We start from the raw sequence: 18,090 nt of genomic DNA, 5'->3' as shown, positions 1-18,090 counted from the left end.
ACGCCCCTCGCCCCTTTGGGGAGAGGGTTGCGAAGACTTGGCAGCGCGCTGCCTAGTCGCAGCTGGGAGAGGGGGAACGCGCAACGCGCCCCTTGGAGAATCGAATGACCGACCAAGTCCTGACCTTCATCGAAAACGCTATCGGCCGCATCCGCCTGAACCGGCCAAGGGCGATCCATGCCCTGACCCCCGACATGTGCGAAGCGATCAACGCGGCGCTGCTGGCATGGCGCAACGACGATGCGGTCCTCGCGGTCATGATCGACCATCTCCCTGCGGCAGACGGCGACCCCAAACTTTCGCGCGGCTTCTGCGCGGGTGGCGACATCGCGCTGATCGCCAACAGTGCGAAGGCCGACTGCGTGGAGGCGGAACGCTTCTTCCATCTCGAATATCAGATGAACCACCTGCTGTTCGTCTATGACAAACCGATCGTCGCCTTCATCGACGGCATCGTCATGGGCGGCGGCGTGGGCCTCTCGCTCCCCGCCCGCTATCGCGTCGCGACCGAACGCACGACCTTCGCCATGCCCGAAACCGGCATCGGCCTGTTCCCCGACGTGGGCGGCGGCTGGTTCCTGTCGCGCCTGCCCGGCCGGGTCGGCGCATGGTTGGCGACCACCGGCGCGCGGATCGACGGGGCGGATTGCACTACCATCGGCATCGCCACCCATTATATGCCGTCGGATACGCTCGACGCCGTCAAGGCGCGCATCATCGCTGACCCCGCCAGCATCGCCGCCATCCTCGACAGCGCAGCGCAAACGCCCCCGCCCTCGAAACTGGCCGACAACCGCGCCGACATCGATCGCCTGTTCGCGTCGGACCGGGCAGAGGACATCGTCGCCGCGCTCACCGCCGACGGCAGCGCATGGGCGGACACGCAACGGGCGACGCTGGCCACCAAATCGCCCCAGACGATCAAGGTCGCGCTGCGCCAACTGGTCGAGGGCGCAGCCAAGCCGGATTTCGCCGCCAATATGACGATGGAATATGGCCTCGCCTGCGCCATCATCCGCCGCCCCGATTTTGTCGAGGGCGTGCGCGCCGTGATCTTCGACAAGGATAATGCCCCACGCTGGACCCCGGCCACGCTGGAACAGGTGGATGACGCCATCATCGACGCGATCTTCGCCCCGCTCCCCGCCGACCGGCAGTGGAAGCCTTTGCCCGGCGTGGAATAATGTAAATAAGTTATTGTATTTATTGAATAATATCGAAATTCCATAGCCGATATGGACGAAGTTAGAAATGTTCGCAGACAGGAGCCTGACATGACCCAGACGATCGCCTTCATCGGCCTTGGCAATATGGGCGGCGGTATGGCCGCCAATCTGCTGAAAAACGGCTATGCCGTTCGCGCCTTCGACCTGTCGGACGATGCGCTGGCCAAGGCGGAATCGCACGGTGCCGTCCGCGCTACCAGCGCCGCCGATGCCGCGACGGGGGCAGATGCGGTCGTCACCATGCTGCCGGCGGGCAAGCATGTCGAAAGCGTCTATGCCGGCGAAGTCTATGGCGCGGCGAACCCCGGCGCCTTGTTCCTCGACTGCTCCACCATCGACGTCGCCACCGCGCGCCGGGTGATCGAAGCCGCCACGGATCGCGGCTTCGACATGGTCGACGCGCCCGTCTCCGGCGGCATTGCAGCGGCCAATGGCGGCACGCTGACCTTCATGGTCGGCGGCACCGACGCCGCCTTTGCCAAGGCGAAACCGATCCTGTCCGCCATGGGCAAGGCAGTCATTCATGCGGGCGGCGCGGGCAATGGTCAGGGTGCCAAAATCTGCAACAACATGCTGCTCGGCGCCACCATGGTCGCCACCTGCGAAAGTTTCGCCATGGCCAGGAAACTGGGCCTAGATCCCCAGACCTTCTACGACATCTCCAGCGTGTCGTCGGGCCAGAGCTGGTCGATGACCAGCTATTGCCCCGTCCCCGGCGTCGGCCCGCAATCGCCATCCGACAATGGCTATCAGGGCGGCTTTGCCGTCGGCCTGATGCTCAAGGATCTGAAACTCGCGACCGAAGCCGCCGCCCTGGTCGGCGCATCGGTGCCGATGGGCAATGCAGCCGAATCGCTCTATCAACTGCTCGCCAATCAGGGCGAGGCAGGCCGCGACTTCTCCCTGATGATCGAGATGCTGGAGGGGAAGTAAACCCCGCCCCCATCATCCCGGCCTTCGCCGGGATGATGGCCTTGCAGGCGCTACATCACTTCGCCTTGCCCGCCTCCGCCGCCGCCAGCACGCGCAGGACATTGCCCGACCAGATTTTCTGCACATCACCCTCGCTGTAACCGGCCTTGAGCAGCGCATCGGTGATCTTGGGCAGGTCCAGCACATCCTCCATGCCCACCACGCCGCCGCCGCCGTCCCAGTCCGCGCCGATACCCACATGGTCCGGTCCCACCACCTTCAACGCATGGAGCATATGCGCCATGAAATCGTCGAAGGTCGGCCGGTCGGTGTCGGGATAGAGCCTGTCGATTTCCTGCCGCTTGGCCAGCAATTGCGCCCGCGTTTCCGCCGACAGTTTCGCCCCCTCCCGCATCGACGCGAACAGCGCGCCCATCGCCTTCTGCCGCTCCGGGTTGGGCTTGCTGGCTTTAAGATATGCGCCATAGGCGTTCATTTGAATGACGCCGCCCTTGGCCGCCAGCGCCTGCAAATGCGCGTCGTTAATGTTGCGCGGATGGTCATAGACGGCCTTGCACCCCGAATGGGTCAGCAACACCGGCGTCGTGGACAGCGCCAGCAAATCGTCCAGCACCTGGTCGCTGCTATGCGACGCATCAGGCACCACGCCCAGCCGGTTCATGTCCTTGAGCAATAGCTTGCCCAGCGGACTAAGCCCGCCAAAACGCGGCTTTTTCGACGGGTCGGTCGAACTGTCGGCAAACTGGTTATGCGCGAAATGGGCAAAGCCCGCGACCCGCACGCCCATGTCGTAAAAGGTCTGGAGCAGCGTCACATCCTCGCCCAGCGGATAGGCATTCTCGATCGACATATAGACGACCCGCTTGCCCGCCGCCGCGATCGGTGCCGCATCCTTAGCCTCTGTCGCCAGCGCGAAATTCGCCGGGTCGGCCGCCACCATCTCGCGGATCGACACGCCGCGCAGCAACGCGAAATCGCGCGCCTTGCGGAACCCTTCGACCGTCAGCGGCCCTTGGCCTGTATAGATCGCCCAGAAGCCGCCATCCAGACCGCCCTTCTTCATGCGCGGCAAATCGACCTGGGTATAGTCGCTATGCACCCCATGTTCCTCGTCGATCGACCAGCCCGGCAAGTCGAGCGAGGCAGGCGTATCGAGATGACTGTCGAGCGTCAGCATCTTCTGGTGCAATTGCTGCACCTTTTTCGGCACCGCCTGCGCCGACACCGGCCCGTGGAGCAGCGCGACCAGCGCTGCCCCCATCATCAAACACACCCGCATCAGATTTCGCCAACTATCGAAGATTGGACCATGCAGAAGCTCCCTGTGCCGTGACGGACGGACCGGCGAACACAGGGCTGCGTCCGCCGGTCATTCTTCCGTTTCCTTGTGAAACGAAAGCGGCGAAAAACCCCTCCATGGATCGGTATGAATTTCTTGGCGCAGCGCGTGGGAATAGATGCAAAGCCATGTGTTCCCGCCCAGGCGGCAACACATGGCCGTCAGACGCTCAGCGCCCCTGCCACACGCCTGGACGCTTTTCGACGAAGGCGGTCATGCCTTCCTTCTTGTCCTGCGTCGCCGTCAAAATCTGGAACATGCGCCGCTCGGTCAGCAGCCCCTGGACCAGACCCGTCTCGAACGCGATGTTGATCATTTCCTTGTTCACCATGGCGGCCATCGGCGGCATCGCGGCGATCGCGGCGGCGGTCTTGAGCGCATCGTCCAGCAAATCGGCGGCTGGCACGATCCGGCTGACCAGCCCGGCGCGTTCGGCTTCTTCCGCGCCCATCATCCGCCCGGTCAGGCACATTTCCATGGCCTTGGCCTTGCCCACCGCGCGGGTCAGTCGCTGCGATCCGCCCATGCCCGGCGCCACGCCCAGCTTGATTTCAGGCTGGCCGAATTTCGCGGTGTCCGCCGCGATGATGAAGTCGGCCATCATCGCCAACTCGCACCCGCCACCCAGCGCAAAGCCCGCGACCGCCGCGATCCACGGCTTGCGCGTGGCGACAACGCCGGTCTGCCAGCCGGAAAAGAAATCCTGAAGGAAGAAGTCGGCCCCTTCCTTGTCGACCATTTCCTTGATGTCCGCGCCTGCCGCAAACGCCTTTTCGCTGCCCGTCACCACCGCGCAATGCTGGGTCGGGTCCGCGTCATAGGCGGCCATGGCAGCGGACAGATCGGCCAGCACCTGCCCGTTCAGCGCATTCAATGCCTGCGGCCGGTTGAGCGTGATCAGCGTCACCGCGTCGCGCTGTTCGACCAGGATCGTTTCATAGGTCATCGCCATCTCCCTTTATTCCTTCACCACAGCCTTATGATCGGCAGGGCTTCTCTGCCAGCCCCCAACCGCTGCATCCGCGCCGACCCTATCGGCACAGATGCATGAAATCACGATCATAGCTTTTTAGGTGCGCCCCGCCATCGACATAGATGGTCTGCCCGGTCACGGCGCTCGCCTCGACCAGATACAGCACCGCTTGCGCGATCTGCTCGGCCTGCGGCAAGCGCGCGAGCGGCATCATCGCTTCCAGCCGGGCCATCTGATCGGCATCATAATCGGGCGTGGCGATGGTCAGCCCCGGCGCGACTGCATTGACTCGCACTCGTGGAGCCAGCGCGTTGGCGCTGGTCCGGGTCAACCCCGCCAGCGCCAGCTTGGACAGAGTATAGGCCAGCTGGTCGGTGTGGGGATGGTCGATCCTCTGGTCCAGGATGTTGATGATGCACCTGTCGCCACTTCCCGCCGGGATCGTCGCAAACGCCTTGGTCAGCATCGCGGGCGCGGCGCAATTGACGGCATAATGGCGCATCAGGTCGTCGGCGGTCACTGTGTCCAGCCGGTCCTGCCCGAACATCGCGGCGCTGTTGACCAATATGTCGGGCGGGCGGCCAAAGCGCGCGGCGACCTGCGCAATCAGTTCCTCGGCATTTTCCGGGTCGGCGAAATCGACGACGAAGCCTTCCCACTCGCTCCCCTGCTCCTCCAGCGTCAGCGCCAGATGGGAATCGAGCCGCGTGTCATGGCTGCCATGGATGGCCAGCGAATGGCCCGCCTTCGCCAAAGCCCCCGCAATGATGCCGCCCAGCCGCCGGTGGCCGCCAGTGACGAGCGCCAGCCGCTTGGTCGCCAGCGGCAGCGCGCCGATCGCATCGGACACGGCCTTCACGCTGCCCAGCGGGCGATAGGGAAGCTCCTCCTCACTCATGAAGATATGAGTTTCAGCACTTCCTCGCGCGATTTTTCATCGTCGCGGAACACGCCCAGCATCCGGCTGGTCTTCATGATCACGCCCGGCGTGCGCACGCCCCGCCCCGTCATGCAGCCATGGGTCGCTTCGATCACTACCGCCACGCCCTGGGGCTTCAAATGCTCCCAGATGCAGTTGGCGACTTCGGACGTCAGCCGTTCCTGCACCTGCAAGCGATTGGCATAGGCGTGCAGCACGCGGGCCAGCTTGGAAATGCCCACGACATAATCGCCGGGCAGATAGGCGATATGCGCCTTGCCCACGATCGGCGCCATATGATGTTCGCAATGCGACTGGAACGGAATGCCCTTGAGCAGCACGACATCGTCATAACCGCCCACTTCATGGAAGATGCGCGACAGATGATAGGCCGGATCGTCGCCATAACCGCGACAATATTCCTTCCACGCGCGCGCCACTCGTTCCGGCGTTTCGATCAGCCCTTCACGTTCGGGAACGTCACCCGACCAACGGATCAACGTGCGGATCGCGTCCGACACTTCGGCCGGAACCGGCAATTTGCCTTCGCCGACGGTTTCCGTATCAAGGTCATAAGCCATCAACAGGGCCACTCCTTTTTTCTTCGCTGGCCCCGCATATGGCGACAGGGTTTCGCCAAGGCCAGCGCTTTTGGCGTGCTGGACACAATATCGTGGAGGTGGCATCTGGCATTTATTCCACAACCCGATATAAAGTGCATATCGACAGCTTCATGCCTATTTTCGATGCGAACTGAACGTATAGCCGCCGTTCTGCTGGCAGCCGGAACATCTTCCCGCTTTGGTGAGGACGACAAGCTGATGGCCGAAATTCGCGGCAAGCCCCTTGCCGCGCACACGCTGGAAACCATCGCGTCCATGGCCTTTGCCGAACTGGTCGCGGTTGTGCGCCCGATCGCGTTCGCGCCCGTCCTGCACCGCAAACTCGACCGGCGTGGCTATACCATCATCGTCAACGATCAGCCCGAAGAGGGTATTTCGGGCAGCATCGTGCGCGCGGTCGAACATCTGATGCCCAACAACCGCATACGCGGCGTCCTGATCTGCCTGGCGGATATGCCCAATGTGCCGCAAACCCATTATAACCGCATCTGCATGGCGGCCGAAGACATACGCTCCGTCGTCGCCAGCACCGACAGCTTTTCCGCTTCCCCCCCTGCCTTCATCGGGCGCAGGCATTTCGAAGAATTGCTGGCGCTCAAGGGCGATCAGGGCGCGCGCGCTCTGCTCAGCCACGGTATCCAGATCGAAACAAATTATGACGTGCTGCATGATGTGGACACGCCCGAAGACCTGATCGGCACACGACGCACCACCCCGCAATAAGGGGGACTAGCTTGATCGGGTCGGGTCGGTCATGGCATCGGCCATCTCGCGCGGATCAGGCGCGCGGCTGATCGGCAGCGACCCGGTCTGCCGCTCCAGCATCCGGTGGACCACTGGCGGATTGGGTCCGGCGTGCAACGCATGGATCGCTTCGCTGTTGGCGACGTCCGCCACCGTGCGCCGCTGGTTATGGCGAACATAATCCAGCCAGGTCGACACATGATAGCGTTCGACCCACAATTCCGGGTCGCCCAGGTCGCGCATCAGCGACCATCCATGCGCCCCGTCGCGTCGCCTTATCCGCCGTCGCTCGCTCATCGCCGCCAGGAAGGGGACGACGCTACCGGCCGGGATCCGATATTCGATGGTCACCACCACCGGCCCGCTGCGCGGCTCCACGGTCACGGCCGTATCGGGTTCGCGCCAGCTGTTCTGAAGGTCCAGATTGTCGTTGCCCGTCTGCGGCAACGGCCGGATGAAGCCCAGCATCGCGGCCACGAACTGCGCGCCCGCCGACGCATAAAGCGCTTCGACCACGCCGTGATTTTCCGCCAGCCAGCCAAAGCCCCACGCGCCGATCGCCATGCCGCCAAAGGCCGTCATCTGGTATAGCGACACCGCCCGCGCGACCACCCATCGCGGCGCGGACATCTGCACCGACACGTTGAATGTCGCCAGCGCCGTCACCCAGCCATAACCCGCCAGCAGATAACCCAGCAGTGCCAGCGCCAGAAACCCGCTCGCCCCGGTAATCGCCGTGCCAAGCGCCAGCGTCAGCGCCGCGATCCGCACGATCGCCTCGACCGACAGGCGCGCACGCAAATAGCGGGTGGACAGCGCGCCGCTCACCGCACCGACGCCAAACGCCCCGCTCGTCATCCCGAATGTCAGCGCGCCCCCGCCCAGCACGTCGCGCGCCACCAGCGGCATCAGCGCGGAAACGGCGCTGGCACCAATGCCGAACACGCTGGCGCGCAACAGCACCAGCTGGATCTTGGGCGACATCGCGACATAACGCACCCCCGCCGTCATCGCCACGCCCAGCCGTTCGCGCGGCAACAGCTTGGGCGGCAATTCGGGCCGCCAGCGCGACAGCACCGTCAGCAGCGCGATATAGCTGACCGCATTGGTCAAAAACGCCGCCGCCGCGCCCGCCGTCGCGACGATCACCCCGCCCAGCGCCGGGCCGACGCTGCGCGCCAGATTGAACCCCATGCTGTTCATCGCGACCGAGCTAGGCAAAATCGCGCGCGGCACCATGTCACCGACCGACGCCTGCCATGCCGGGCCATTGATCGCGGTCGCGCATCCCAGTGCAAAGGTGAAGGCCAGCAGCAGCCATGGCGTGATCAGCCCCGCCCATGCCGTCACCGCCAACGCCGCCGACACCACCAGCATCGCGGCCTGACACGCGATCATCACCTTGCGCCGATCCATATTGTCCGCGACCGCGCCTGCCCATAGCGACAACAGCATGATCGGCAATGTCGTGGCCGCAGGCACCAGTGCGATCAGCATGGGCGACGCCGACAGCGACGTCATCATCCACGCCGCACCGACCGACTGGATCAGCCCGCCGAAATTCGACGCCAGGCTGGCCGTCCAGATCGCACGAAAAATGGGGATGGACAGCGGCGACGGCGCTTTGGGGGAATCAGCATCGGACACGTTTCTTCCTGTCGCGGAATATCGCCAAAGGGTCAAACCCTCGACTCACGCACCCTTCCGCTACGGCATAGCCATAACTGCAAAACAGCGCATTTCCTGCTTGCACTTTACGTAAACGTAAATACATTTGCACCTGTATCCGGTGCGCCAGGCAAGGCGACCCACGGAGAGGACAAGAGGACATGGAAGCCTATATTTACGACGCCGTCAGGACGCCCCGTGGCCGGGGCAAGGCCGACGGGTCGCTGCACGAAATCACCCCGGTTCAACTGGCGACGCAGGTGCTGGAAGCGATCCGTGATCGCACAGCCATCGACACGACGGACGTAGACGACGTGATCCTGGGCTGCGTAACCCCCGTGGGCGAACAGGGCGCGGATATTGCCCGCACCGCCGTCCTCAACGCCGATTATGCGCAAACCACGCCGGGCGTTCAGGTGAACCGCTTCTGCGCGTCGGGCCTTGAAGCCGTGAATATCGCAGCGGCCAAGGTGATGTCGGGCGAGGCTTTGTTCGCCATCGGTGGTGGCGTCGAATCCATGAGCCGCGTGCCAATGGCGTCGGATGGCGGCGCAATCGCCATGGACCCGGCAGTCGCCTATAAAACCTATTTCGCGCCGCAGGGCATTGGCGCGGATGTCATCGCCACCAAATTCGGCATCAGCCGCGACGATGCCGACGCCTATGCCGTCGAAAGCCAGAAGCGCGCGAAGATGGCATGGAACGAAGGACGCTTCGCCCGCTCGATCGTCCCGGTCCGCGACGTGATTGGTCAGGTCGTCCTCGACCATGACGAACATATGCGCCCCGAAGCCACGATGCAGTCCCTGGGCGCACTCAAACCCAGCTTCACCGCGCTGGGCGAGGACATGCCCGGTTTCGACACCGTCGCCCTGCTGCGCTACCCCGAACTGGAACGGGTCAACCATATCCACCATGCCGGCAACAGCAGCGGCATCGTCGACGGGGCTGCCGCCGTGCTGGTCGGTGGCAAGGAGATCGGCGAGAAATACGGCCTCAAACCCCGCGCCCGCATCCGCGCCATGGCCTCGATCGGTTCCGAACCGCTCATCATGCTGACCGGCCCGGAATTTGTCGCTGGCAAGCTGCTCGCCCGCGCGGGCATGACCACTGCCGACATCGACCTGTGGGAACTCAACGAAGCCTTTGCCAGCGTCGTGCTGCGCTACATGCAGGCGATGAAGCTGGATCATGCCCAAATCAACGTCAATGGCGGCGCGATCGCCATGGGCCATCCCCTGGGCGCGACTGGCGCGATGGTGCTTGGCACTGCGCTCGACGAACTGGAACGGTCGGGTAAAGGCACCGCGCTCATCAACCTGTGCGTGGGCGCAGGCATGGGTACCGGGATTATTATCGAGCGTATCTAACGCAATTGTTCCCCCTCCCGCAGGCGGGAGGGGGTCAGGGGGTGGGCCAGTCTGGACGCAACGAAAGCGCGGATACCCCCCACCCCAACCCCTCCCCGCAAGAGGAGGGGCTTTAGGGAGCAAGCATCATGCAGACCATCAACATCACCACCGACGCCGACGGCATCGCCACCCTGACGATCGACGTTCCCGACCAGTCGATGAACGTCATCGGCCCGGATTTCATCGCCGATCTTGACGCCGCCATCACCCGCATCGCGTCGGACGACACGATCAAGGGCGCTGTCATCGCATCCGGCAAGGACAGCGGCTTCATGGCCGGCATGGACCTTAAATATTTCGGCTCCATGCTCGTCACCGCCGATGGTGGCCGCCCCGCACCAGCCGACATTTTCGACAAGGTGTTCGTCCTCAACCAGCTGTTCCGCCGCCTCGAAACCTGCGGCAAGCCCATTGCCTGCGCGATCGAAGGCACCTGCGTCGGCGGCGGCTTCGAACTCGCGCTCGCCTGCCATCGCCGCATCGTCGGCGACAGCCCGAAGACCCGGCTTGGCCTGCCCGAAATCCTGATCGGCCTGTTCCCCGGCGGCGGCGGGTCGCAGCGTCTGCCCCGCCTGATGGGCGTGCAGGCCGCGCTGATGTATATGCTCCAGGGCAAGCTGTTCCGCCCCGCCGAAGCCGCCATGCTCAAGGTCGTGGATCAGGTCGTGCCGCAAGGCACCGCACTGGAAACCGCGCGCGAATGGGTAAAGGCCAACCCCACCGCCGCCACCCAGCCATGGGACGTAAAGGGCTTCAAATTCCCCGGCGGCGCAGGTGCATTCAACCCCGGCTTCGTGCAAACCATGGTCGGCGCGCTGCCGATGACGCTCAAGCAGACCCAGCGCAACATGAACGCGCCCGTTGCGCTCCTGTCCGCCGTCTATGAAGGCGCGATCCTGCCCTTCGACCGGGCAATCCGCATCGAAAGCAAATATTTCGCCAAGGTCGCTGCCGATCCGCAGGCGGGTAACATGATCCGCAGCCTGTTCGTCAATAAACAGGCCGCCGAACGCGGCGCGCGCCGTCCAAAGGGCGAAGCCAAAGCCCCCACCATGAAACTCGCCATGCTGGGCGCGGGCATGATGGGCGCAGGCATCGCCACCGTCGCCGCGCAGGCGGGGATGGACGTTGTCCTGTTCGACCGCGACCTTGCTTTCGCGCAAAAGGGCAAGGCTCATGTCGAATCCGTCCTGTCCAAACGTCTGGGCAAGGGCATGACGCCCGAAAAGCTGGCCGCCACCCTCGCCCGCGTCACCCCCACCGCCAGCTATGCGGACCTTGCGGGCGCGGACTTCGTGATCGAAGCCGTGTTTGAAGATGTCGCAATCAAGGCCGAAGTCACACGCCAGGTCGAAGCGGTCCTTGGCCCGGACGTCATCTTCGGTTCCAACACCTCCACCCTGCCGATCACGAAACTCGCTGGCGCCTGGAGCAAGCCGGAAAACTTCATCGGCGTCCATTTCTTCTCCCCCGTGGAGAAGATGCCATTGGTCGAGATCATCCTTGGCAAGCAAACCGGCCCCGCCGCCATTGCCAAGGCGCTGGATTTCGTCGCGCAGATCAAGAAAACGCCGATCGTCGTCAATGACTCGCGCGGCTTCTATACCTCGCGCTGTTTCGGCACCTATGTGCAGGAAGGCGCGGAACTGGTCGCCGAAGGCATCAACCCCGCGCTCATCGAAAATGCGGGCAAGCAATTGGGTATGCCGGTCGGACCGCTGGCCGTCAGCGACGAAGTGTCGATCGAACTGGGTTATAAGGTCATGACGGCGGCGAAGAAGGAGCTGGGCGACGCCTATGTCGCGCAGCGTTCCGACGCGGTCATGACACAGATGGTCGAAATGGACCGCCTTGGCCGCAAGAACGGCAAGGGCTGGTATGACTATCCCGAAGGCGGCAAGAAGCTGCTGTGGCCCGGCATCGGCGAAACCTTCCCCCGCGCCGAAACCCAGCCCGATGTAGACGCCGTCAAAGAACGCCTCCTCTATCGCCAACTCGTCGAATGCGCCCGCTGTTTTGCCGAAGGCGTGCTGGAAACGCCCGAAGATGGCGACATCGGGGCGATCTTCGGCTGGGGCTTTGCGCCCTATACCGGCGGCCCCTTCAGTCATATGGAAACGGTCGGCATCGCCCATGTCGTGGCCGTGCTGGACCGTCTGGCCGCCGCCCATGGCGACCGCTTCGCCCCTACGGCACAATTGCGCGCGATGGCAGCGGACGGCACGATTTTCTACCACCCCGCTACTTCCGCCAAAGCGGCGTGAAAATACTGTAAATCGTAACGTCCCTCGTTTAGGTCTCCCCGACAATCGTTGGGGAGATCGCGTCTTGTCTCCCCATACACCATGTTCCCGCCTGCGCGGGAACACGCCACATTATGGGGTAAGAGCATGACTACCAAGCCAACCGTGCTGGTCACCGGCGGCGCAGGCTATATCGGCAGCCACGCCGTGCTGGCGCTCAGGGACGCGGGCTATGGCGTGGTCGTCATCGACAATCTCGTCACCGGCTTCGACTGGGCGGTCCCGGCCGACGTGCCGCTGGTGCGCGGCGACATTGCCGATCAAACGCTGGTCGAAGCAACGCTGCGCGACCATGCGATCACCGCGATCATGCACTTCGCCGGATCGGTCGTGGTACCGGAATCGGTCGAAAACCCGCTCAAATATTACCATAATAACAGCGCCAAGACCCGCGACCTCATCGACAGCGCGGTTCGGGTCGGCGTGCCGCATTTCATCTTTTCCTCCACCGCCGCCACCTATGGCACCCCGGACGTGGAAAAGGTGCGGGAAGATACGCCGCAACGGCCGATCAATCCCTATGGCATGTCCAAATTGATGACCGAATATATGCTGCGCGACGTGGCGGCCGCCCACCCGCTGAACTTCTGCGCCCTGCGCTACTTCAATGTCGCGGGCGCAGACCCGCAGGGGCGCACGGGCCAGTCCACCGCCGGGGCCACGCACCTCATCAAGGTCGCGGTCGAAGCCGCGCTGGGCAAGCGCGCGGGCGTGGGCATATTCGGCACCGATTTCGACACGCCCGACGGCACCGGCGTGCGCGACTATATCCATGTCAGCGACCTTGCCGCCGCCCATGTCCTGGCATTGGAAGCCCTCATCGCCGACCCGGCGCGCAGCCACCTGCTCAACTGCGGCTATGGTCGTGGCTTTTCCGTCCTTGAAGTGCTGGACGCGGTCGATCGCATCACCAACCGGACGATCGAACGCACCCTGCTGCCGCGCCGCGCGGGGGATCCTGCCGCGCTGATCTCCGACAACAGCGCCATCCTCGCCACCCTGCCCTGGCAACCGCGCCATGCCGATCTCGACCTGATCGTCAGCCACGCACTGGCATGGGAACGCAGTCTGGACGAACGGCAGGGCGCATGAGCGAAGCCTCGGTCCGCGCCTTCTTCGCCACTCACGCGCCCGACATCGCGATCATCGATCAGGGCATCAGCACCGCGACCGTGCTGGAAGCGGCACAGGCGCTTGGCGTCGAACCCGCCCGCATCGCCAAGACGCTGTCGCTGCGCGTGGGCGATGCGGTGGCGCTGGTCTGCACACGCGGCGACGCCCGACTGAACAATGGCAAGGCGAAAGCCGCTCTGGGCGCAAAGCCCCGGATGCTGGGCGCGGACGAAGTGGAAGCGATCACCGGCCACCCGGTCGGCGGCGTCTGCCCCTTCGGCTTGGCCCTACCCCTGCCCGTCTATTGCGACGTTTCGCTGCGCCCCTTCGCCACGGTCTTTCCCGCCGCCGGATCGCGCACCACATCGGTCGAACTGACGCCCGACCGGCTGGCCACGCTGACTGACGCCACCTGGATCGACATCTGCACCCTTCCCGAAAGTCCTGAATAAACCCATGCCCACCGAACATTTTTTCGCCGACGGCGCGCAGGCCGCAGCCGACCTCGCCACGCGCATCGCGACGCTGCTCGGCGACGCCATCGCCACGCGCGGCACGGCCAGCATCGCGCTGTCGGGCGGCCGCTCGCCCAAGCCCGTGCTGGAGGCGCTTGCTACAACCCCGCTCGACTGGAGCAAGGTCGTCGTCACGTTGGTCGATGAACGGTGGGTCGCGCCGGACGCCCCCGACAGCAACGAAAGGCTGTTGCGCGAAACCCTGCTCACCGGCCCCGCCGCCGCTGCGCGCTTCGTGCCGATAAAAAATGACGCGACGGACGCCTATGCCGGGCAACCGGCGGTCGAAGCCGCCTTCGCTGCCATCCCCTGGCCGCTCGACATCGTCCTGCTCGGCATGGGGGAGGACGGCCACACCGCATCGCTGTTCCCGGCAGCCGTCGAACTGGCTGATGGCCTGACCAGCGCCGCCCGCACCATCCCGGTAACGCCCCCCGCCGCACCCCACCAGCGCCTGTCGCTGACCGCCAGCGCAATTCTGGCCAGCCGCCACATCTTCCTGCAAATCAGCGGCGCGGCGAAAAAGGCGGTCTATGACAATGCGCTGAAAGACGGCCCGGTCGAACAACTCCCCATCCGCCTCGCCCTGCTACAAGACAAAACCCCGATCGAAATCTGGATCAGCGCTTAAGAAATCCTCCCCTGCAAGCCTGGCCTGAGCGCCTGCCGCAGGCGGGCAGTCGAGGGGGGGGGGAGGGGGACCGTTCGCGAAGCGAATGGTGGAGGGGTGTAACCCTATCGGGAGGGGAACACCCCTCCGTCAGGGCTAAGCCCTGCCACCTCCCCTTTCAAGGCAGGGCTATCGCATATGAACCCACCCCCTTCTTCATGGTCACCCTGAACTTGTTTCAGGGTGCATTTCTCGTCCCAAACAGCAGCTTTGGGGGCATGATGGATGCTGAAACGAGTTCAGCATGACGAAGTAAAATAAGGTGCGTTCCATATGCGATCCCTCCCCTTTTCAAGGGAGTTGGCGCCGCTTCCCCCCGGAAGCGACGCCCCACCCGGCTCTCAATTCGCCTTGGTCAGATCCACCTTCTCCACCCATTCCGGGTAGAAAGTCGGCTCACGATTGGACCAGCCCACCGCCGTTGCCGCCGCTTCGCTGATCGACTGGAGCAAGGTCCGCCGTTTTTCGGGATGCAGATGCGGCAGGCTCGCCGCCGCGCAAAAGGCACCGGGCAACCATGGCCGCGCCCCCGCGCCCAGCAACCGCTCATACAGAAACCGATAGGAGGAGAAGCTCGCCAGACGGTCCTGCCCCAGGTCGAAGGCGGAAATCGTGACCAGCGGTGCCATGAACGGTTCCACCTGTTCCAATCCGCTATCGTCGGGGACGCGCGCCTTGATCTCGTCCAACCGCCCGTAAATGCGCGCCTGCGCCCGGATGGAGGCTTCCTCCACCATGTCGCGCGACCAGAGTTTCATCGCGTCGCGGCGATGCAGCCCGATGTCGAGCGACCTGCGAATATAACGCTGCGTGGCGGACGGGAAGCTGGCGAATTCACGCAACTCTGCCAGTGTAACGGCCCCATCGGCCGGTCTTGCACTAATGCCCATGTTCATGCCCTCCGACTTGAAGTCGATCGTCAGAACATGCGCCCTCTATGGTTACTGAAGGCTTAAGCGCCTGTTCCGCCGCCATTCACAACGGACCAGATTTTTTTGTGCGGCGCAACATGTAAATCCTGTGACTGCGACCGGCCGTGTCACTGCGCTGCGTTCACGCCAGCGGCCGCCGCTCCAGCACCGCGCCGATCATGCTGCGCCAAACGGCGACATCGCCCGCCTGCGCCATCTGCGCATCGGGTTCGCGTAACGTGTGCAGGATGGCATAGGCATCGTCCACATGGTCGCGCCATGCCGCATCGACTGCGCCCGCCGCATGGGCCTCGCAACCCTGTCCGTTATGGCTCAGTTGGCGGCCCGCTAGGACGCGGGCAATACGTTCGATTGCGGGGGTGGCAGAAGTCGGCATGGACATTGGCTCCTCTCATCGGGGCGGCGGCGTATTCGCCATTCCGCCCCTTCACTCTATCATGATTCCCTGCCAGTAACTATCGGCGCAACCATCAATCCTGCTTGCCGGGAAAGCCCGATGACGGGGCCGGTTCGCCATGGTCGCCGGGCCGGGTCGTCGATGGCGGGTCGGACGCATCCATCGAATCCTCCAACTCCTCCTCCAACTTCTCCTCGCGGCTCAGCACATGGTCCTGCGCATCCGATTCCCGCTCGTCGGCGGGCTTGTCCTGCTCATGGCTCATCACATTCTCCTGCTGTATCCGTTTCCTCCCACCAACGGCCAATGCCGCGCCCCGGTTCCGCGTCCAGCGTCCCGGCGCTTCGACCAACCGCCCAGCCATTTCGACCAGCTACGCGCACACAGGGCGACTTTCCCGCCGCGCCCCATTACAACATCGTCATGACAAGCCATCCGCAAGACGGCGATCGGGGCGTCGCCCCCGCCATCGCGCTCTATTCGATTCTGGGTTTCTGGTTCTTCTACGCCATCCTGGTCACGCTGCGCGCGGCCGTCATTGGCTTTGAATCGCAATATGAACTCGCCGCCCGCCGTGCCATCGTCACGGTGATCGGCGTCATCGTCACCTGGATCTTCTACCTCGTCTTGCGCCGTTTCGATGGCAAGCCTTTGGGCGTGCGCGTCGTCGCGGCCTTTTCGCTCGCCATCCCGTTCGCGCTCGCCATGGCAGCGGCCAATTTCTACATGTTCAACGTCTACGACCCGGTGAACATTTTTTCGGACAGCGACGCCAGCAAATATGGCAGCGAACAGGGCTATGCCCTGATCCAGATCGTCGAGGATGCGATCAGCCGCTATTTCTTCCTCGCCGCCTGGGCGGGCCTCTATCTCGCTTTGTCCTACGCCAGCGAAGCCCACCGCACCGAACGCCGCGCCGCCCGGCTGGAACGCGCCGCGCAACAGGCCGAACTGCGCTCGCTCCGCTATCAGGTGAACCCGCATTTCCTGTTCAACACATTGAACTCGCTTTCCACCCTGGTCATGCGCAACCGCCCGGACGAAGCGGAACAGATGATCATGTCCCTCTCCAACTTCTACCGCGCCAGCCTGACCGGCGACCCGCTGGAGGAAGTGCCGCTGGAAGAGGAAGTCCATCTCCAGAAACTCTATCTGGATATCGAAGGGGTCCGTTTCCCCGACCGGCTGACCACCCGCATCGACATTCCCCCCGCCCTGCTCAACGCCTGCGTGCCGGGGCTGATCCTTCAGCCGCTGGTGGAAAATGCGATCAAATATGGCGTCTCCCGCACTGCCAGCCCGGTCACCATTGCCATTTCCGCGCGGGAAGATGATGGGATGCTCCACCTCACCGTCCGCGACGATGGCGACCAGCCACCCGGTGAGGCAGATCGCGGCAGCGGCATCGGCCTTGCCAATGTGCGCGACCGGCTGATGGCCCGCTTCGGCGATCAGGCCAGCATCACCTACGGCCCGCGCGAACGGGGCGGCTTTGCCGTCGATCTTGTCCTGCCCATCATTCGCCGGGGATGCTGACGCCCATGACCACCACCATCCGCACCATGATCGTCGATGATGAACCGCTCGCGGTCGAACGGCTCCAGATGCTGTGCGCGCGCGAACCGCGCATCGCGCTGGTCGGCACGGCGGCCGATGGCGAAGCCGCCCTGCGCCTGATCGAAGCCCTAAAGCCCGACCTCGTCATGCTCGACATCGCCATGCCCCTGCTCGACGGCATCGGCGTCGCCCGCGCGGTCGGCCGCATGGGCCTGCGCCCCGCCGTCATCTTCGTCACCGCCTTTGAAGGGTTCGCGGTCGAAGCCTTCGATCTTGCTGCCGTCGATTATATGCTCAAACCCGTCGCGCATGACCGGCTGACCCGCGCGATCGATCGGGTCGAAGCCGCGCTGCGCAATCGCGCCAGCCACGACGCCGCCCTGCCCCCCGAACCGCAACCGGAATGGGCCGAGGAGTTTTGGGTGCCGCACCGCGCCGAACTGGTCCGCATCGCCACCAGCCAGATCGACCGGATAGAGGCCGAACGCGACTATATGCGCCTGCATGTCGGCACCCACAGCTACCTGCTGCACCAGACGATCAGCAGCCTGGAAGAACGGCTCGACCCGCAAATGTTCGTCCGCCTCCACCGCTCCCACATCGTCCGCCGCGACCACATCACCCGCCTGCGCCACGACGGCAGCGGCGTCTGGTTCGCGGCCCTCGCCCCCGGCGGCGAAATCCGCATAGGCCGCACCTTCCTGGCGAACGCACGGGCGATGACGGGGCGTTAGGACGGATTGATCTCCATCCCTACCTCCCCTTC

Annotated in this window: 18 protein-coding genes; 10 read left to right on the top strand and 8 right to left on the bottom strand. The window is 64.1% G+C overall.

All coding sequences use genetic code 11. The features are described from left to right. Positions 1-104 precede the first annotated feature (104 nt). Positions 105-1,184 carry an enoyl-CoA hydratase/isomerase family protein gene (locus tag SPBM01_RS02095; protein ID WP_188063794.1) on the top strand — a complete coding sequence of 360 codons (1,080 nt, stop codon included), beginning with the start codon at positions 105-107 and terminating at the stop codon, positions 1,182-1,184. A gap of 90 nt (positions 1,185-1,274) precedes the next feature. Next, the gene (mmsB, locus tag SPBM01_RS02090; protein ID WP_188063793.1) at positions 1,275-2,159 is read left to right on the top strand and encodes a 3-hydroxyisobutyrate dehydrogenase; all 885 of its coding nucleotides are present in this window, start codon (positions 1,275-1,277) and stop codon (positions 2,157-2,159) included. A 55-nt stretch (positions 2,160-2,214) separates the two neighbouring features. Here mmsB and SPBM01_RS02085 read toward each other — a convergent pair whose 3' ends face one another. From SPBM01_RS02085 to folE, 4 genes are all read right to left on the bottom strand, one after another. Continuing rightward, positions 2,215-3,438, bottom strand: coding sequence for a dipeptidase (locus tag SPBM01_RS02085; protein ID WP_188063792.1), 1,224 nt, complete (start codon positions 3,436-3,438; stop codon positions 2,215-2,217). A gap of 229 nt (positions 3,439-3,667) precedes the next feature. Further along, complete coding sequence (locus tag SPBM01_RS02080) at positions 3,668-4,444, bottom strand: enoyl-CoA hydratase-related protein (protein WP_188065508.1); 777 nt, start codon at positions 4,442-4,444, stop codon at positions 3,668-3,670. An 85-nt stretch (positions 4,445-4,529) separates the two neighbouring features. Then, entirely contained in the window at positions 4,530-5,369 is an 840-nt protein-coding gene (locus SPBM01_RS02075) for an SDR family oxidoreductase (protein WP_188063791.1), read from the bottom strand. Then, the gene (folE, locus tag SPBM01_RS02070) at positions 5,366-5,971 is read right to left on the bottom strand and encodes a GTP cyclohydrolase I FolE (RefSeq protein ID WP_188063790.1); all 606 of its coding nucleotides are present in this window, start codon (positions 5,969-5,971) and stop codon (positions 5,366-5,368) included. Before folE ends, SPBM01_RS02075 begins: the two co-directional genes overlap by 4 nt. 165 nt (positions 5,972-6,136) lie before the next feature. Here folE and SPBM01_RS02065 point away from each other — a divergent pair, with 165 nt between their 5' ends. Further along, positions 6,137-6,736: a nucleotidyltransferase family protein gene (locus SPBM01_RS02065; protein ID WP_188063789.1), complete on the top strand. Its 600-nt coding sequence runs from the start codon at positions 6,137-6,139 to the stop codon at positions 6,734-6,736. 6 nt (positions 6,737-6,742) lie between these two features. Here SPBM01_RS02065 and SPBM01_RS02060 read toward each other — a convergent pair whose 3' ends face one another. Continuing rightward, complete coding sequence (locus tag SPBM01_RS02060; RefSeq protein ID WP_188063788.1) at positions 6,743-8,404, bottom strand: MFS transporter; 1,662 nt, start codon at positions 8,402-8,404, stop codon at positions 6,743-6,745. A gap of 182 nt (positions 8,405-8,586) precedes the next feature. On the opposite strand from SPBM01_RS02060, the gene SPBM01_RS02055 reads away from it, so the two are divergent. The 5 genes from SPBM01_RS02055 to pgl all read left to right on the top strand — a co-directional run bounded on the left by SPBM01_RS02055 (position 8,587) and on the right by pgl (position 14,399). After that, positions 8,587-9,795 (top strand): acetyl-CoA C-acetyltransferase, encoded by a 1,209-nt coding sequence (locus tag SPBM01_RS02055; RefSeq protein ID WP_188063787.1) that lies wholly within the window; start codon positions 8,587-8,589, stop codon positions 9,793-9,795. A gap of 128 nt (positions 9,796-9,923) precedes the next feature. After that, positions 9,924-12,101 (top strand): 3-hydroxyacyl-CoA dehydrogenase NAD-binding domain-containing protein, encoded by a 2,178-nt coding sequence (locus SPBM01_RS02050; RefSeq protein WP_188063786.1) that lies wholly within the window; start codon positions 9,924-9,926, stop codon positions 12,099-12,101. A 126-nt stretch (positions 12,102-12,227) separates the two neighbouring features. After that, complete coding sequence (galE, locus tag SPBM01_RS02045; protein ID WP_188063785.1) at positions 12,228-13,232, top strand: UDP-glucose 4-epimerase GalE; 1,005 nt, start codon at positions 12,228-12,230, stop codon at positions 13,230-13,232. Next, the gene (locus SPBM01_RS02040; protein WP_188063784.1) at positions 13,229-13,705 is read left to right on the top strand and encodes a YbaK/EbsC family protein; all 477 of its coding nucleotides are present in this window, start codon (positions 13,229-13,231) and stop codon (positions 13,703-13,705) included. Before galE ends, SPBM01_RS02040 begins: the two co-directional genes overlap by 4 nt. A 4-nt stretch (positions 13,706-13,709) precedes the next feature. Beyond that, positions 13,710-14,399, top strand: coding sequence for a 6-phosphogluconolactonase (gene pgl / locus SPBM01_RS02035; RefSeq protein WP_188063783.1), 690 nt, complete (start codon positions 13,710-13,712; stop codon positions 14,397-14,399). A 380-nt stretch (positions 14,400-14,779) separates the two neighbouring features. On the opposite strand, the gene SPBM01_RS02030 is transcribed toward pgl, so the two are convergent. The 3 genes from SPBM01_RS02030 to SPBM01_RS02020 all read right to left on the bottom strand — a co-directional run bounded on the left by SPBM01_RS02030 (position 14,780) and on the right by SPBM01_RS02020 (position 16,032). Next, a complete protein-coding gene (locus SPBM01_RS02030; protein WP_188065507.1) occupies positions 14,780-15,328 on the bottom strand; it encodes a hypothetical protein in 549 nt (182 codons plus the stop codon). 163 nt (positions 15,329-15,491) lie between these two features. Further along, the gene (locus SPBM01_RS02025; RefSeq protein WP_188063782.1) at positions 15,492-15,746 is read right to left on the bottom strand and encodes a hypothetical protein; all 255 of its coding nucleotides are present in this window, start codon (positions 15,744-15,746) and stop codon (positions 15,492-15,494) included. A gap of 94 nt (positions 15,747-15,840) precedes the next feature. After that, positions 15,841-16,032: a hypothetical protein gene (locus tag SPBM01_RS02020; protein WP_188063781.1), complete on the bottom strand. Its 192-nt coding sequence runs from the start codon at positions 16,030-16,032 to the stop codon at positions 15,841-15,843. A gap of 158 nt (positions 16,033-16,190) precedes the next feature. On the opposite strand from SPBM01_RS02020, the gene SPBM01_RS02015 reads away from it, so the two are divergent. Further along, entirely contained in the window at positions 16,191-17,303 is a 1,113-nt protein-coding gene (locus SPBM01_RS02015; protein WP_188063780.1) for a sensor histidine kinase, read from the top strand. Between the two features lie 5 nt (positions 17,304-17,308). Next, positions 17,309-18,058: a LytR/AlgR family response regulator transcription factor gene (locus SPBM01_RS02010; RefSeq protein ID WP_223177758.1), complete on the top strand. Its 750-nt coding sequence runs from the start codon at positions 17,309-17,311 to the stop codon at positions 18,056-18,058. Positions 18,059-18,090: the final 32 nt, after the last annotated feature.

Origin of the sequence: Sphingobium sp. KCTC 72723 (genome assembly GCF_014280435.1) — a bacterium.
Taxonomy (GTDB): domain Bacteria; phylum Pseudomonadota; class Alphaproteobacteria; order Sphingomonadales; family Sphingomonadaceae; genus Sphingobium.
Note: the sequence above shows the minus strand (reverse complement) of the source record. Positions and strands in the feature narration are given on the sequence as shown.

Bases quoted from the DNA above. Each gene is read 5' to 3' on its own strand.
- SPBM01_RS02010 (WP_223177758.1), top strand. From the start codon at position 17,309: ATGACCACCACCATCCGCACCATGATCGTCGATGATGAACCGCTCGCG.
- SPBM01_RS02080 (WP_188065508.1), bottom strand. From the start codon at position 4,444: ATGACCTATGAAACGATCCTGGTCGAACAGCGCGACGCGGTGACGCTG.
- folE (WP_188063790.1), bottom strand. From the start codon at position 5,971: ATGGCTTATGACCTTGATACGGAAACCGTCGGCGAAGGCAAATTGCCG.
- SPBM01_RS02055 (WP_188063787.1), top strand. From the start codon at position 8,587: ATGGAAGCCTATATTTACGACGCCGTCAGGACGCCCCGTGGCCGGGGC.
- SPBM01_RS02050 (WP_188063786.1), top strand. From the start codon at position 9,924: ATGCAGACCATCAACATCACCACCGACGCCGACGGCATCGCCACCCTG.
- SPBM01_RS02095 (WP_188063794.1), top strand. From the start codon at position 105: ATGACCGACCAAGTCCTGACCTTCATCGAAAACGCTATCGGCCGCATC.
- SPBM01_RS02040 (WP_188063784.1), top strand. From the start codon at position 13,229: ATGAGCGAAGCCTCGGTCCGCGCCTTCTTCGCCACTCACGCGCCCGAC.
- SPBM01_RS02015 (WP_188063780.1), top strand. From the start codon at position 16,191: ATGACAAGCCATCCGCAAGACGGCGATCGGGGCGTCGCCCCCGCCATC.
- mmsB (WP_188063793.1), top strand. From the start codon at position 1,275: ATGACCCAGACGATCGCCTTCATCGGCCTTGGCAATATGGGCGGCGGT.
- SPBM01_RS02085 (WP_188063792.1), bottom strand. From the start codon at position 3,438: ATGCGGGTGTGTTTGATGATGGGGGCAGCGCTGGTCGCGCTGCTCCAC.
- pgl (WP_188063783.1), top strand. From the start codon at position 13,710: ATGCCCACCGAACATTTTTTCGCCGACGGCGCGCAGGCCGCAGCCGAC.
- SPBM01_RS02020 (WP_188063781.1), bottom strand. From the start codon at position 16,032: ATGAGCCATGAGCAGGACAAGCCCGCCGACGAGCGGGAATCGGATGCG.
- SPBM01_RS02025 (WP_188063782.1), bottom strand. From the start codon at position 15,746: ATGCCGACTTCTGCCACCCCCGCAATCGAACGTATTGCCCGCGTCCTA.
- SPBM01_RS02075 (WP_188063791.1), bottom strand. From the start codon at position 5,369: ATGAGTGAGGAGGAGCTTCCCTATCGCCCGCTGGGCAGCGTGAAGGCC.
- SPBM01_RS02030 (WP_188065507.1), bottom strand. From the start codon at position 15,328: ATGGGCATTAGTGCAAGACCGGCCGATGGGGCCGTTACACTGGCAGAG.
- galE (WP_188063785.1), top strand. From the start codon at position 12,228: ATGACTACCAAGCCAACCGTGCTGGTCACCGGCGGCGCAGGCTATATC.
- SPBM01_RS02065 (WP_188063789.1), top strand. From the start codon at position 6,137: ATGCGAACTGAACGTATAGCCGCCGTTCTGCTGGCAGCCGGAACATCT.